We start from the raw sequence: 16,047 nt of genomic DNA, 5'->3' as shown, positions 1-16,047 counted from the left end.
TTTTACAATAGAGATTTAATAGTTTATGCAAGCAACAAATCGAAATATATGGATACAAGATAAATTTGGTAATTTTACTCACCTTAATGCAACTCATCAAGTTTACCTGGATTTTGAAACTAATAGTATTAGGTTTCGCATCCAAGCATATGGTTTTTTACATGGTTATGTAATTGCTAATTTTAATAATTGGCAAAAACTTGAAGAGTATAAGCTTACTTGGACTACTGATAATGATGATGGTAGTTTATGGTTAACCAAAGATGTTTTTAACATATCAACTCTTAACGCAGGAACAAACAAATATTCATTTATCTTAGTAAGCCTAGCTGGTGAAGAGTTTAAGGTTTCTATAAATGATCATGATTTGATACCACTTAGCTTTAATTGGCAAGTAGCAAAAGGTACTCTCGAAATTAAAGCTTCTGAAAATTATGTAGTCCCAGGTTTTAACCTAGAGCTAATTGCTATAACAAAATCAATTACTGGCTATCAAAACATTGTTGATGTTGAATGGCATGTTGGCCCTGAAAATTCAAAAATAACTTTAGCTAATAGTAAACTTTTAATAGATCCTTGTGTCAGTAATTTAACAGAAGTTAAAGTCTTATGCTTTGCTAAAAATAATCCCGAACTTAAGGCTCAAAGGATATTTACTATTGTTAAAGAAAAAAGAAAAGGTTCACTTGTACATTTTATAAAAAAAGATCAACAATACAAAGGTAAGAATTTCGACTGGGATTTATGGAATTTCAATAAAAATAGACCAGCTCATACAGTTTCACTTTCACATAGAAGTGATTTTGGTTTATATGGACTTTGTCAAAATAAAAATGTCATTGCTAGAAAGAGAATTTGGGATATAAACTGGCATAATGATTGGGCGGAACAAACTAGTTGTTTTAAGATTTCAAAAAAACATCAAAATTACTATATTATTCACGGTGATAATGCTGTAATCTATAGGTCTCTAGAAGACGTCATCAATAAAACTAATCCAAGGATAGTACATGCTGTGATGAATGAAGCCTCTCGAATTATTGCTTATCTATCAGATATCCCTAGAATTGGTACATCTTTCGAACTTTGGGTAAATTCAAAAAAAGTTGAAAATGTTGACTTAATCGTAAAACATCACTCTAAGCAGCTTATATTTACTGGTTTACCACACATAAATCCATATGACCTTGTAGAAATAAGAGCGAATAATACTTTTGCTGCAGCAAAAGTATTAATGGGAGAGTATTTAAATAATTTCTACTATCCTTATAGTATTGGTGTTAGCTTTAGTGATGAACTAATATCACTAAGAATTTGGGCACCTACAGCAATTAAGGTTGAAGTTCTACTCTATAACGAAGATTTAGACAATAATAAAAAGCAACCAGATTTTGTCCATGAACTAATAGCTGAGAGAAGTCATGGTACTCATCATATAGAAATTTGTCGTAAAAGTTATGAAAACAAATATTACATCTACAGATTGCATTTTGAAGATTTGGATAACAAAGGTCAAAAATTTATTAAAACAACGTATGTGGTTGATCCATATGCTTATGGAGTTGGTCTAAACGGCAGGAAAGGTTTCTTAGTAGATCTTAATGATGCTAAAGTTGCTCCCGAACAATGGCAACAATTACATAACCCTAACTGCATAAATAGAGAAGATGCTATCATCTATGAAGTACACATGCGCGATTTCACGATTAGTCCAGAAAGTGGTATCAGCGAAGAATTAAGAGGAAAATATCTAGGTGCAGTTGAGGATAATACTTACTATATAGATTCTGTCACAAAACAAAAAGTGTCAACAGGTATAGATAGCTTAGTTGAGCTTGGAGTCACTCATATTCATCTTTTACCGATTTTTGATTTTTCATCAGTAGATGAAGAAAAAAATAATGAAAAAGATAATCGGAACTGGGGCTATGATCCACAAAACTATAATGCTCTAGATGGTAGCTATTCTACAAACCCTTATGATCCACTACAACGAATTAGAGGGGCTAGAAATATGATATTAGGTTTTCACCAAAGAGGTATTGGTGTAATAATAGATATGGTTTATAACCATATGACAGAAACTTCAAATTTAGATAAAATTGTACCTAAGTATTATTTCAGAACAGATGCACTAGGCAATTTCACCAATGGTTCAGGATGTGGTAATGAATTAGCAAGTGAAAAGCCTATGGTTAGCAAGTTTATCCAAGACTCAGTGATTCACTGGGTCAAAAACTACAAAATTGATGGTATCCGTTTTGACTTAATGGAACTTATTGATATTAATACAATTAAAAATATTGTTACCAAAGTTAAGCAAATCAATCCAAATGTAATTATCTATGGCGAACCATGGAAAGGCGGCGACTCACCACTAGTAAATGGTACGCATAGAGGCACCCAAAGAAATCAGCAATTCTCAATATTTAACGATTATTTCCGTGATGCTATTCGCGGCAATAACAATCCTAGTAATGGTTTTATCAATGGAGATCCTCATAATCCTAGCAATATTAGTAATGTAATTGAAGGATTACGTGGCTCAATTTATAGCTTAACAGCAATGCCTGGTGAGTCTGTCAACTATGTCGATGCTCATGATAACTACACCCTTTGGGATCAGGTTGAAAAAAGCCAAAGTCATGATATTCCCAATGGATATTATCGTAAAAACCTTCCTGAAAATATTTTTGAACATCGTTTTGTTAGACAAAATGCTCTTGCTTTAGGAATTGTTTTAACAGCGCAAGGTATACCTTTTATTCACGGCGGTTCAGAGTTTCTCAGAACCAAGCAAGGCGATCACAACAGTTACAAAAGTGGCGATAGTATCAATGCTTTTCATTGGTCAGATAAGCTTCACTACAAAGTATTCTTTGATTATATTGCAGGGCTTATTAAGATCAGAAAAGAGCATCCTGCTTTTAGAATGAAAGACCGTGAAACTATAGAAAAGAACTTAAATATGACTACAGCTCATCATGATTCTAAATCTGGTGTGATTATTTCACATTTCAAAAATAATGCTAATGGCGATAGCTGGCAAGATATTATTGTCATCTATAATGCGACTTCTATAGACGGTTATGATATCAATGCATTTATGCCAATACCAGCTAATAAAATTTGGCATATTGTCGCAAATCACGAAAAAGCTGGTACCGAAACTATCCAAATAGTAAGCTCTGGTGAACTTCCAGGTTTAAAATCTTATTCATTAATGATTATACACAGTTAGATAGTTTTTTTTAAAAAACAAATAGGTAAAAAAATGTCAAGTTTATTTAAAATCCCTTTAAATACTAAAACTAAGTATATTACTCTCAACATCTGGGAATAATTAATAAATGCATAGAACAACAATATTGCGATACAAAAACTTGGTCTAAATTTTTGTTACTTTACTTTTAGTGGAAAAATTTCAGCTAAAACTTATAATACTGATGATATTTTAGAGAACTCATTTTGTAAATGGTGGCACACGTCACTAGCTCATAATGGTTTTAAATACCATTTTTAGACTAGTTAAGCCACTTGCTCAACAAATTTTAGCCTTTATAAATACTACATAAAACAAAGATGATAAACTCATGGCTACAATACCGATTGCTACAGTTTGCACGCTGTACTAACAAAATGTATTAAAGAGTCTAAAACAAGATATCAAAACAGCTGTAATTTATGGCAATGGTAGAGTTTTTCTAGAGTTACTTTAAAAGTAATCCAAGACTTAGGGGTATCAACGTAACCATTCTTGGTAGAAATGCTGATAAAAGTAGCTCAAAAAAGAAAAGAGCTAGGTATACTAGGTATATATTTTGAAGGGCTATATGATTTAGTAGTTGATGCAACTCCTATCTAATCATCTGCTGATTTGGAACAAAATACTCAATTCATAAGCCTAATAAAGCAAGCAAAAATAGTATTTTTACGCTTATATAAAATGAACTATCTACTAGAATACTGCAATAAAATGATATTTTCCATATAGGTGGTGAAGGTATGTATGTATATTACTAAACTTATAAAACAGTATAAGCTTTATTTTTAGAACTTAGACTCTCCCGTTATACTAAGATTAGGTAGACAAACAATCACTGTTTTCTTCGCTACTACCTTTTCAATAGCATCTTTGAATAATACCATATTAGTACCCTTCTCTCCAAAGTAGAAAAAGTTATTAGATAATATATATTTAACAGAACCATATGATTCATGCTATTATCTAAAGCTAATATCATAGAGTGATGTTAAGTAAAAAAATATCGTTAGATAACTCTTTAGTTGTGTAATATTGATGTGGCTTTAATACTTGTTAAATGAAGACTTATGCTGGACATCTGTGATAGTGTATAACACATCTGTACTACAGTTATTCTCAAGCATTAGTATTGTATGAGCATAGCCCAAAACAACTGTCTGATAGATATAAGAGTAAGAATTAATACACTAAGCTTTTTAATACTAATAATTCTCATTTAGTTTCTATAGTGAATTTAGAACACTCTAATATAGACAGAGTATCATATATCTATGCTAAATAGATTATTTAATATTGTAAATGAAGTATAGCTAGTTTAACCTTATTAAAATTTGATAAAGTAAAATTGCACTATTGTAGAATATTTAAAAACTACTTAGGCTTCCAAACAATATCTAGCTCTTTCGCTGCTTTGACATCATCTAAACGGCGAGACGGTAGATTATATGGAGCTCCTTTCAGATATTCAGGGTTTTGTTTGGCAACCTCTCTGATTTCTACCATTGCTTGAATAAACTTTTCAATGCTATCAACATTTTCAGTTTCAGTAGGCTCTATAAGTAAGCACTCTGGCACTAATAGCGGGAAGTACATAGTAGGAGCATGCACTCCTTTATCTATCAAGCACTTAGCAAAATCTGTAGCTGTAACACCATATTTCTGAAATTCAGGTTTTAAAGTCACAATAAACTCATGTGATGCCATTCTATCAGGATATGCTATTTTAAAGCCCTCTTGTTTAAAACGAGCCATCATATAGTTAGCATTTAGAGTTGCTATCTCAGATGCTTCTATCAGACCATTACCACCTAGCATAGTACCATAGATATATGCTCTGATTAGTACACCAATATTACCGTTAAATGCTGATAGTCTACCGATAGTATTTGGTAGATCTTTTTCTTCTAACCATACAAACTTGTCATCTTTTTTACCAACCATTGGTACTGGTAAAAACTCTTTTAGTTTGTCATTAACGGCAACTGGACCAGCACCTGGACCTCCACCTCCATGAGGAGTAGCAAAAGTTTTATGCAAGTTCATGTGTAAGACATCAAAGCCCATATCACCAGGAGATGCTTTACCCATAATTGCATTTAAGTTTGCACCATCATAGTATAACAAACCACCAGCTTGATGAACCTTCTTGGCAATGACAACAATACTTCTCTCAAACACGCCTACTGTAGATGGGTTAGTCAGCATAATACCAGCAGTCTTTGGGCCAAGAACTTTGTCAAGAGCCTCGATATCAATATCACCATCTTTCTTGGTAGGAATCTCGATAACCTTTAGACCACAAACTTTTGCAGTTGCTGGATTTGTACCATGTGCAGCATCTGGCACAATAATCTCATCGCGGTCGAAATCACCATGCTTGTGATGATACGCTTTGATCATAGCTATACCAGCAAACTCGCCTTGCGCTCCAGCCATAGGAGCAAGAGATACACAAGTCATCCCAATTAACTCTTTGATTAAGTTTTGTAAATCATATAAACACTCTAGAGTACCTTGTATACTTTTAGCGCTTGCATAAGGGTGTCTTTCTAAAAAACCCGTAAGTGAAGCATACTTATGAGCTGCACGCGGGTTATATTTCATAGTACAAGAGCCTAGTGGATAAAAATTAGTATCTATACAGAAGTTCTTACGTGATAGTTGTGTATAATGTCTTACAACATCTAACTCTGCTTGCTCTGGAAGTATAGGTTTTTTAGTGCGTAGCATATTTGTCGGAATACTTGCAATATCTCCCTTTTTGCTAGGCATTATAGTTGGTGAGTTGACCCCTCTAGTTTTTTCAAAAATAACCATTTAATTAACACCTCCTAACCTAGCTAGAACTTTTTTCGTTGTAGTAATATATTCATTGATATCTTCAGGTGTATGAATCTCTGTAGCACAAACCATAATAGAGTTAGTCAAATCACTACTATATTCACCTAAGAAGTAACCTGCATCAATACCTTCTTTTTCCATTTCTACAACAAATACTTTTGCATTAACAGGTAAATTAATTACAACTTCATTGAAGAAAGTATTATCAAATCTTATATTTACACCATCTATTTTAGCTAGTTTATTTGCCAAAGTTTTCGTATTTTCATGAGAAACACTTGCGACTCTTTCTAAGCCTTCCACACCAAGTAAGCTCATGTAAATAGTTGCTGCTGTAACATTTAATCCTTGGTTAGTACAAATATTTGATGTCGCTTTAGCACGACGAATATGCTGTTCTCTCGCTTGTAAAGTTAAACAAAAACCCTCTTTACCATCTAAATCGACTGTTCTACCAACAATACGACCTGGCATTTGGCGAATATGAGGCATTTTACAAGTCATAAAACAAAATATGGGCCACCTGAAGTAAGAGGTACACCCATAGGCTGACCCTCACCACAGACTATATCCGTACCATTATCACCCCATTCTCCTGGTGGTTTTAAGATTACTAAAGACATAGGATTCTATTACTACCACTACTAGAGCATCACGCTGATGAGCCCAGTTTGTAAGGCTATCAACATCAGCAACTTGACCTAAAAAGGACTTTGTATCACTACAGCAGCATAGTTAGTATCAGCAAAATCAGCTAGTTTAGCAATATTAGCCTTACCCAGCTTAGAATCAAGATTTACAACATCAACTTCAATACCTTGATGTTTTGTAATAGTTTCTAATACATTTAAATAAGTAGGATGTAAAGCTTCAGCAATTAAGATCTTTTGTGACCTTGCTTTTTTATTTGAGCGAATTGCCATAAGTACTGACTCAGCTAGAGCAGTTGCACCATCATACATAGATGCATTAGAGGTATCCATACCTGTTAGCTCTGCCATCATAGTTTGGAACTCATAAATCACCTGCAGACTACCTTGAGAAGCCTCTGCTTGATACGGTGTATATGCGGTATAGAACTCTCCACGAGCTACAATATCCCATATTGCAGCTGGAATATAGTGACTATATGCACCAGCTCCAATAAAGTTTATATTATGATGATTTTTGTTAGCTCTTTTTCTCATAAGATTTGCTAACTGAATTTCATTAATACCATCTTTTATTTTAAGTTTAGCTGCTCTTAACTGAGTTGGTATCTCATCAAATAATTGATCTATAGAGTTTGCTCCTATAGCATCAAGCATTTTTTTAATTTGTTCCGGTTTATGTGGAATAAAAGACATACTTCCCCCACGTCTTTGTACAAGATTTTATAAAAAGATTAAAAAAATAGATTTGTTGTTTTTGCATCCTCAAGAGTTTTTGCATCCTCAAGAGTTTTTGCATAAGTATCAGCAGTTAACAAGTCAGCTAAATGAAATTCATAAGAAATTTTAAGTTTAAATAACCAACCATCTTTATATGGTGTATGATTTACTTGTGAAGGATTATCAATCAAAGATTCATTAATTTCAATTACCTCACCATCAAAAGGAGCATGTACATCAAAGGCTCCTTTGACAGACTCAACGACACAAATATCATCACCAGTAGCAAACTCTCTTTGCCTACTTCTGGTAACTCAATATAGACTAAATCACCTAATAAAGACTGTGCATGCGCTGTAATACCTATAGTCACTTCATCGCCATCTATTTTGACCCACTCATGCGACTTTGTATATTTTAATTCTTTAGGAACATTTAACATTTTATAACTCCGTATTGACTACTATTAATTGTTTTGAAGAACCTTATGTACTTTATATCAAAGATTTACCATTTTTAACAAACTTTGGTTTAACTAACTCAATCTCTAGCTCTTTACCTCTGATATTTACCACAGAGTTATTAGCTTGTTTAGGCACATAAGCTAATGCAATAGCAACTTTTAAAGTTGGCGAAAAGCTACCACTTGTTATATAGCCTTTTTCACCATTATCAAAATCAATCTCTTGACCTGCTCTAAGGACACCTTTTGCTTTTAGTACTACACCAACCCACTTAGTATCAAATCCTTGTGCTTTTTTAGTAAGATATGCTTTCTTACCAATAAAATCTCTATGCTGGTCAGATAAATCAACGCTCCAGCCCAAGCCCCTTTCTAAAGGTGTTGTAGATGTATCTATATCAGCACCATATAGATGCATTCCTACCTCTAATCTTAGCGTATCACGAGCACCTAAACCTGCAGGTCTTGCGCCACTTTCAAGCAGATTATTCCAGATTTTTTTTACCTGCGCTGCAGGGAGAATTACCTCAAAACCATCTTCACCCGTATAACCAGTGCGCGCTATCATCCATTTACTAAAAAACTTAAATGAAAAAGGCTTAAGTGTTTCAATTTCAGCAGCAATTTCTTTAGTAACAACACGCTTAAGAACCTCAACAGCTTTTGGCCCTTGTACTGCAACTATAGCTAGATCAGTCTGTGTAATTATTGTAACATCAAAATATTTAGCATTTTCCATAAACCATGCAACATCTGACTCTCTATTGCCAGCATTTACAACAATTCTAAAATGTTCAGCATCAACTTTATAAGTAATCAAATCATCAACAATACCAGCATTATGATTTAGCATACAGCCATATTGAGCTTTATTTTCTTGTAGTTTAACGACATCATTAGCTAAAAGATGACGTAAAAACATAATTCAATAAGTTAAAGGTTTTAATATTATAAGTTAAAGTAATTTGTGATAGTTTTATGATGAAAGTCAGAATCCTCACCTGCTAAGACATCATACTGTATAAAAGTTGATATTTAGATTAAAGTCACACAAATTAAGCTTAATACTTTGACTATAATCAGATGCCACAAATATTTGCAACTTTTGTATCAAGTGGGCAATATTATGAAAATTCAATATTGAAACTAGCTCTATCTAAAACGATTTAGAATATCCTAGAATCTTCTTCAAGAATTTCAACAACTTCAGAAAATCATCAACTGTTAAATATGATACTCATGATGGTTTTAAGTTTTAGTAAAAATTTTTATTTATATTACTTTAGAGTGTCTTTATAGACAAATACAACAGTCTTCATAATTTTAGAACTTATAGAAATAACTATATATTAGTGCAGTGTAAAAATATAGCAACCACAATCTAGTTAGACTTTTCGACTAATTCTAATTCACCATCTACTAAGCTATAAATTTTATTCATACGACTAGCTAATTTTTCATCATGTGTGACAATCACAAAACTAGTCCCAAAATCATCACTAAGCTGTTGCATCAATGCAAATATACTCTCTGATCTTTGACTATCTAGATTACCAGTAGGCTCATCTGCAAGAATACAGTTTGGATTTGTAACCAATGCTCTAGCAATAGCCACTCGCTGACGCTCCCCACCTGAAAGCTCAGCTGGTTTATGATGAGCACGATGCTCAAGACCAACTTTTGTGAGAATTTTATTAACAAGTTTGATCGACTCTTTTTTACTATATTTTTTAGTAATAACTAATGGAATCATCACATTTTCAATAGCTGTAAACTCTGGCAATAAATGATGTAATTGATAAATAAAGCCTAAATGCTTATTGCGCATTTTTGCACGCTTATTTACAGACTGATTATCAAACCTCTCACCCATCAGATATACTTCACCTGCACTACATTTATCTAGTCCACCTAAAACATTTAATAGTGTAGTCTTACCTGATCCAGATAATCCGAGGATAGCAATTTTTTCACTTTTTTTAATTTCAAGGTTTACATCTTTTAAGATAGCTATATCAGTTTTAAATTCTGTATATTTTTTTGAAACATTTTTGCAACTTAAAACAACATCATTCATATCTTAATGCCTCCACTGGCTGAACCTTAGAAGCACTCCAAGCAGGATAAAGTGTCGCTAAGAAACTTAAAAACATAGAAACTAAAGTAACTTTTAGAACATCTGACCACATTAACTCTGATGGAATATAATTTATAAGATAAACACTTGCACTTAAAAATTGCTTACCAGTAACATTCTGGATAAAATTAACTATCTCTGTAGCATAAGTTGAAAGAAGTATACCAAGCAATACACCAATAACTGTACCTATTAATCCAATAATAAAACCCTGATATATAAATACCGTTATAATTTGTCGTGATGACATCCCCATAGTTCTAAGAATAGCTATATCACTACGCTTATCGGTGACAACCATAACTAAAGATGATAATAAGTTAAATACTGCAACAGTAATTATTAGCAATAGGATAAAAAACATCATCGTTTTTTCCATTTTTAAGGCATCAAAGAAAGATTTATTCTCATCTGTCCAATCACGAGTGAAATAGTAAGGGGGGATTGCACCATCATTAAGCTTGTTTTTCACAAGTGGCGCATCATAGATATTTTTTACACCTAGCTGAAGAGATGATACCGAATTACCTGTTTCAAAAACTTTTTGCGCATTTTTGATGTTAATCAAAGCATAATAAGCATCGTATTGATAGCTTACAGAGAATATCCCAGATACTCTAAACTGCTTAATTCTCGGAATCATCCCTGCTGGTGTTAAGCTAATCTTTGGCACAATTAAAGTGACTTTATCACCAACTTTAACACCTAAATTATTAGCTAAGACACTACCTAAAATTATATTATATCTTTGGTTATCATCTAATGATGATAGCTTACCATCAACTATATGCTCAGCTACAGGGATTATTTTGGTTTGATACTTAGGCTCTATACCCTGAATTTGTACAAATGCTGTAGTACTACCAGCAGTATTTGCACTAAGCAACCCTTGTGACTCCACTATCGGAGCGGCTGCTGTGACACTTGTGGTACTTTTCTCAACTTCTTTGGCTAATGTTGGCCAGTCAGTAACCTCTCCACCTAATTGATAAACCTTTAAAGGTGGTACCATCATTAAAATTCTGTTCTTAATCTGCTGATCGAAACCATTCATAACTGACATCACTGTGATAAGTACAGCGACCCCTAAAGAAATACCCAAAAATGATATTGCCGAAATAATAGATATAAACCTATTACGTTTTTTTGCACGAATATATCTTAATCCAATAAATAGTGGTAAGCTCTTAAACATTAAAATCCTTTTTTAGCAATAAAAATTATTCTATAGAATAACATATTAAGCCAATAAAAAACATTTCAAAATCATCTAACAAATTGTCATAACTTATGTAATAACAACTGTTTTTTTGTATCATAGAGAAACTAATTAACTATTTAAAATTTATTAGACTTGTTAAATTTTACTAATTTTTGCTAAAAGCAGCTTATGGGTACCACATTAATCCAAGATAACAAATTAATATAAGCAATAAAGGTGACAAAATCACTAAAATCTCAAATCCACAAGATTAGCATATATCTTGCTGGATTAACTATCGTTACTTAACATTATCAATCATAATTGCTAAGCTTTAAGCTCACCCACTAGAAAATTTAGCTTGCAGCTCTTCGTTATCCCATATTTATAGTATAAAATCAACATAGAGAGAGACAATAATGATTAAATTCATGCTTGAATATTACAGCAGCTACAGAATCAAGTTTGCCAGCCATTTTCTCACTATGTTTGGTTATATGTTGCATACTCAATCTCTTTGTGTATGCTGCAAGTTTACCTCTTTTATTACCTAATACACTCAAAACAACTATACCAAAAAACTCTTTGCTTTGATGCTTTTTTCGTAATCTTGGAGTTTATAAATACTTGGTATGGCACACTTTCAAAATATAGTGGATACCTTGTAATTATAGCTATCGAACTCAATCATAAAAACTTGATAACCATAGCCAACCTGGTTAGCTGCAAGTACAATAACCATTAACATGCATTTTCTCACGCATATCTGTGATGATATTCTGTATTTCAACACTTTTTGTCTGTTATAGGTTTACATTTTTGATAAAAGACCTCGTTATTTGGATCATTATATTGTATAAATTTGGATATTCATACAACATATATACATTTTAAACATAGTGTTTGTAGTCATCCTGAGTATGTATTCAGCATTTTATTACAAACTATAGTAAAAATCACTAAACTTATGATTAATCAAATTAAACTTCCAATCTCTCTGCCAACAATTAAGCTGTTTTTCTCTTAATATTACAGATTCAATATTTTCTGCTACTTCGTAGTACACCAGTTTATGAAGTAAAGTCATTAACTAGCATATTTTTATGCTAATAAACCTTTGCTTAATATCTGATATAAACACTTTTATATATAAAACATTATTTATGTTAGCTAATAAGTATATAGCTAAACCATCTATTACACGTCACTATTCAAAGCTCTTAGTGAAATTAGTCAAACAAGTTTAGGGATAACATATTAAAATTTAAACCACACTCAAACTAACAGTACTACCATCGGCTATTAGCCTGCTAACATCATTTACAAATTTGTAGATAGAAAACGGCTTTTGTAAATAATCAAACTTACCAACAACATCATCAAGAGAAATTGTTATCTCTAAGGTATTTTGTTTTTGAGTATTGGTTGAGTCTATATTTTCCTTGAGATTACTAAGGACTTTCTTGAGATTAGTTGGATTTACATTTTGACTTCTTAATGTTAGTTCAACTTTACTAAAATTTTCATCAATATATTGTGATATTAGTTGGACTTTGTCTACACTTAGTTTATTACACTCGCGCTGTACATCACAACTAACTTTACCCTCAACAACAACGATATCATCAACTTGAATGCTATCTTTAACAGCAGCAAAAACATCTTCACTAATCAGACAATCAGCTCTATCAAACTCATCATCAATATTGATGATATACAGAACTTTTCCTGTTTTAGTCTTTCGGCGTATAGCTGGTGTTATCATACTTGCGATAATTCTCACAAAATTACCATCCATATTAGGCTGCTGAATCTTATTAAGATCACTAAAGCTAACATGATTGCGCCAATGACTCTCCTCATCAATGATATGCCCACTAAAGTACATTCCTAAAGCTTTTTTCTCATTGATTAGTAACTCTTTGAGGTTCCACTCTTCTACTATACATTCTTTTTCAAACTCTGTATCAGTATCACTCTGTTGCTCTGTAAAACCAAATAAATCATCCTGTCCAGCAGCGTTCATCTCATTAACATAACCCGCATTTTTGATAGCTTTCTCAATAGAGTTAAATGCTGTAGCTCTATTTCTAGATATATCTTTGATTGCACCAGCAAAGCACAAAGCCTCAAGCGCTTTTTTATTGACTTTGCGTAAATCAACTCTACGGCATAGATCAAATATTGAGCTAAACTCTCCACCTGATTGTCTTTCTGTAAGTATGCTTTTAACTGCTTCACTGCCAAGTCCTTTGATAGCGCCTAAGCCAAGCAAGATTGTACCTTTTGAGATAGCTATACAATCATAGACACTTTTATTAATATTTGGTTCTAAGACTGTAATACCCATATTTTTACAATCTAGGATAAATTTAACGAGTTGATCAGTATTTCCCATATCACCAGACATCAAAGCAGCCATATACTCGTCTGGATAATGTGCTTTTAGCCAAGCTGTTTGATAAGCAATTAGTGCATACGCAGCAGCATGAGATTTGTTAAAACCATATCCGGCAAAAGCTTCCATTTGGTCAAATATTTCATCAGCAAGTTTGGCATCGATGCCATGATATTTAGCAGCACCTTTTTTAAAAATCTTACGTTGTTGCTCCATTTCTTCAGGCTTTTTCTTACCCATAGCACGGCGTAATAAATCGGCAGCTCCAAGTGTATATCCAGCTAGTTTTTGTGCCATTTGCATTACCTGCTCTTGGTATACCGGGATACCATAAGTCTCTTTTAGCACTTCCTCAAGTAGAGGATGCAAGTATGTAACTCTTTTTCTACCATGCTTACGATCAATAAAAGTAGGAATATTCTCCATCGGCCCAGGGCGATATAATGCCACTAAGGCAATAATCTCTTTAAAATTAGAAGTACCTAGATCCTTGACAATCTGGCGCATACCCTGTGATTCAAGCTGAAATATTCCTGTAGTGTTCCCTGCTTGCAAAAGCTTAAATGTTTTTTTGTCATCTAAGGGTATATCAGCAATATCTAAAGTCTTTTGATCAGCTGATCTTTTATCCTTAATGCTTTTAATAGTATTATTGATAATCGTTAAGTTTTTTAGCCCTAAAAAGTCAAACTTAACCAAACCTACATCTTCAACATCACCTTTATCAAACTGGGTAACAAGATCGCCACCTTTATCTTCACAATATATCGGTGCAAAATCTGAAATTTTCGTTGGAGAAATTACAATACCTGCAGCATGCTTGCCTAAACTACGCGGCAAACCTTCTAATTTTTGCGCTCTTTCAATAACATCAGCAATTGCTTCATTTGCTCGCATTTCATCATATAATGGCTCTCCCTCTTTTAGAATTTTCTTAAAGGTTGTACCAGGTGTTTCTGGAATAAGCTTGGCAATTCTATCACCAAAACTAAAACTTTGTCCCATTACACGCACGACGTCACGCACAACACCTTTAGCTGCCATCGTACCATAGGTTATAATCTGCGCAACGCTATCTTTGCCATATTTTCGCTCAACGTACTTGATAACTCTATCCCTACCTTGGATACAAAAATCTATATCAAAATCAGGCATTGATACCCTTTCAGGGTTCAAAAATCTCTCAAAAAGTAGTCCATACGGTAATGGATCTATATCCGTAATTAACAAAGAATACGCTACTAATGAACCAGCTCCAGAACCACGCCCTGGTCCTACTGGGATATTATTTTCTTTTGACCAACGGATAAAATCTTCAACAATTAGAAAGTATCCTGGAAAACCCATATCACAAATAATATCAATCTCTCTTTGTAGCCTATCTTTATAGACTTTTGTGATATTTTCATGCTTATCAGCTGATTTATTAGCTAATATTTTTTCTAAACGCTTACCTAAGCCTTGATAACATAATTTTGAAAAGTATTCTTTTTCTGTCAAACCAACCGGAATATCTATGGTTGGCAAACATGGCTTGCCTAGTTCAAATGTGACATTACAGCGTTTTGCAATCGCTAGAGTATTATCTACAAGCACTGTTAGTGCAGAGAAAGTTTCATACATTTCATCAGCTGATTTTAGATATTGTTCTCTAGTAAATTTAGATTTACGCGACTCATCTAAGATTGTTGTTTTCTCATTGATACAAGCTCTAATTTCATGAATACCATAATCATCTGCTTCCATAAATACAGTTAAGTTTGTTGCTACAGCTATGAGATTATACTTACTTGCATATTCTAGAGCTTTTTCATTATACAAACCTTCATTTTCATACTCTAACTTATGAATTTCGATAATATAATTATTAGCCCCAAATATCGCAATGTTTTGAGTAATAATTTCATCTGCCTTAATATAATCTTTGGCTAAGATAGCTTTGCCTAACTCCCCATGCTGTCCACCATTTAAGCAAATAATATGTTCTAGATTTACCTCTTTAAGCCAAGCTTTAGGTATAATAGGGATTGAACCAAATCTATCTGCTTGTTGATATGCTCTAGAAATCAAATTAACCATATTTTGATAGCCATAATTGTTTTCTGCTAGTAACACTAAATCAGCAATACCAAATTCAGTATCAATCTTCAGTTCCACACCAAAGATTGGCTTAATCCCACTAGCTAATGCTTGTTTATAAAACTTAATTGCCGCAAACAAATTACACACATCAGTGAGAGCTATCGCAACAATATTTTTATCTTTTGCTCTTGCAAAAAGATCGCCTAGGCGCACTGTACTATCAACAATAGAAAATCCAGTATGAACTCTAAGGTGAGAAATCATTGTAGATATTTTTTAAATTATGAACT

General features: G+C 33.1%; 5 protein-coding genes and 6 pseudogenes. 2 read left to right on the top strand and 9 right to left on the bottom strand.

Annotated elements, in window-relative coordinates; all coding sequences use genetic code 11:
- The first annotated feature begins 25 nt into the window (after window positions 1-25).
- Window positions 26-3,241: a type I pullulanase gene (gene pulA, locus FSC845_RS04350; RefSeq protein WP_064460877.1), complete on the top strand. Its 3,216-nt coding sequence runs from the start codon at window positions 26-28 to the stop codon at window positions 3,239-3,241.
- A 33-nt stretch (window positions 3,242-3,274) separates the two neighbouring features.
- Window positions 3,275-4,054 (top strand): annotated as a pseudogene (locus FSC845_RS10060) (shikimate dehydrogenase family protein).
- A gap of 582 nt (window positions 4,055-4,636) precedes the next feature.
- Here FSC845_RS10060 and gcvPB read toward each other — a convergent pair.
- From gcvPB to dnaE, 9 genes and pseudogenes are all read right to left on the bottom strand, one after another.
- Entirely contained in the window at window positions 4,637-6,082 is a 1,446-nt protein-coding gene (gene gcvPB / locus FSC845_RS04340; protein ID WP_064460876.1) for an aminomethyl-transferring glycine dehydrogenase subunit GcvPB, read from the bottom strand.
- Window positions 6,083-7,413, bottom strand: a pseudogene (gene gcvPA, locus FSC845_RS04335) (aminomethyl-transferring glycine dehydrogenase subunit GcvPA).
- A gap of 77 nt (window positions 7,414-7,490) precedes the next feature.
- Window positions 7,491-7,918 (bottom strand): annotated as a pseudogene (gene gcvH / locus FSC845_RS04330) (glycine cleavage system protein GcvH).
- Window positions 7,919-7,970: 52 nt separating this feature from the next.
- Window positions 7,971-8,858 (bottom strand): annotated as a pseudogene (gene gcvT / locus FSC845_RS04325) (glycine cleavage system aminomethyltransferase GcvT); the annotation flags it as partial.
- A 9-nt stretch (window positions 8,859-8,867) separates the two neighbouring features.
- A pseudogene (locus FSC845_RS07270) lies at window positions 8,868-9,258 on the bottom strand (lysine decarboxylase LdcC); the annotation flags it as partial.
- 62 nt (window positions 9,259-9,320) lie between these two features.
- Window positions 9,321-10,016: an ABC transporter ATP-binding protein gene (locus tag FSC845_RS04320; protein WP_064460875.1), complete on the bottom strand. Its 696-nt coding sequence runs from the start codon at window positions 10,014-10,016 to the stop codon at window positions 9,321-9,323.
- Complete coding sequence (locus FSC845_RS04315; protein WP_064460874.1) at window positions 10,009-11,271, bottom strand: lipoprotein-releasing ABC transporter permease subunit; 1,263 nt, start codon at window positions 11,269-11,271, stop codon at window positions 10,009-10,011. The genes FSC845_RS04320 and FSC845_RS04315 overlap by 8 nt, the downstream gene beginning before the upstream one ends.
- Before the next feature lie 394 nt (window positions 11,272-11,665).
- Window positions 11,666-12,147: pseudogene (locus FSC845_RS09680) on the bottom strand (peptide deformylase); the annotation flags it as partial.
- 394 nt (window positions 12,148-12,541) lie between these two features.
- Window positions 12,542-16,021: a DNA polymerase III subunit alpha gene (gene dnaE / locus FSC845_RS04310; RefSeq protein ID WP_064460873.1), complete on the bottom strand. Its 3,480-nt coding sequence runs from the start codon at window positions 16,019-16,021 to the stop codon at window positions 12,542-12,544.
- Window positions 16,022-16,047 lie beyond the last annotated feature (26 nt).

This window comes from Francisella persica ATCC VR-331 (assembly GCF_001653955.1).
GTDB lineage: Bacteria > Pseudomonadota > Gammaproteobacteria > Francisellales > Francisellaceae > Francisella > Francisella persica.
This window is presented reverse-complemented; position numbering and strand designations above follow the sequence as displayed.

What these genes read in the sequence shown, in the direction of transcription:
- FSC845_RS04315 (WP_064460874.1), bottom strand. Translation starts at nt 11,271, where the DNA reads ATGTTTAAGAGCTTACCACTATTTATTGGATTAAGATATATTCGTGCA.
- gcvPB (WP_064460876.1), bottom strand. Translation starts at nt 6,082, where the DNA reads ATGGTTATTTTTGAAAAAACTAGAGGGGTCAACTCACCAACTATAATG.
- FSC845_RS04320 (WP_064460875.1), bottom strand. Translation starts at nt 10,016, where the DNA reads ATGAATGATGTTGTTTTAAGTTGCAAAAATGTTTCAAAAAAATATACA.
- pulA (WP_064460877.1), top strand. Translation starts at nt 26, where the DNA reads ATGCAAGCAACAAATCGAAATATATGGATACAAGATAAATTTGGTAAT.
- dnaE (WP_064460873.1), bottom strand. Translation starts at nt 16,021, where the DNA reads ATGATTTCTCACCTTAGAGTTCATACTGGATTTTCTATTGTTGATAGT.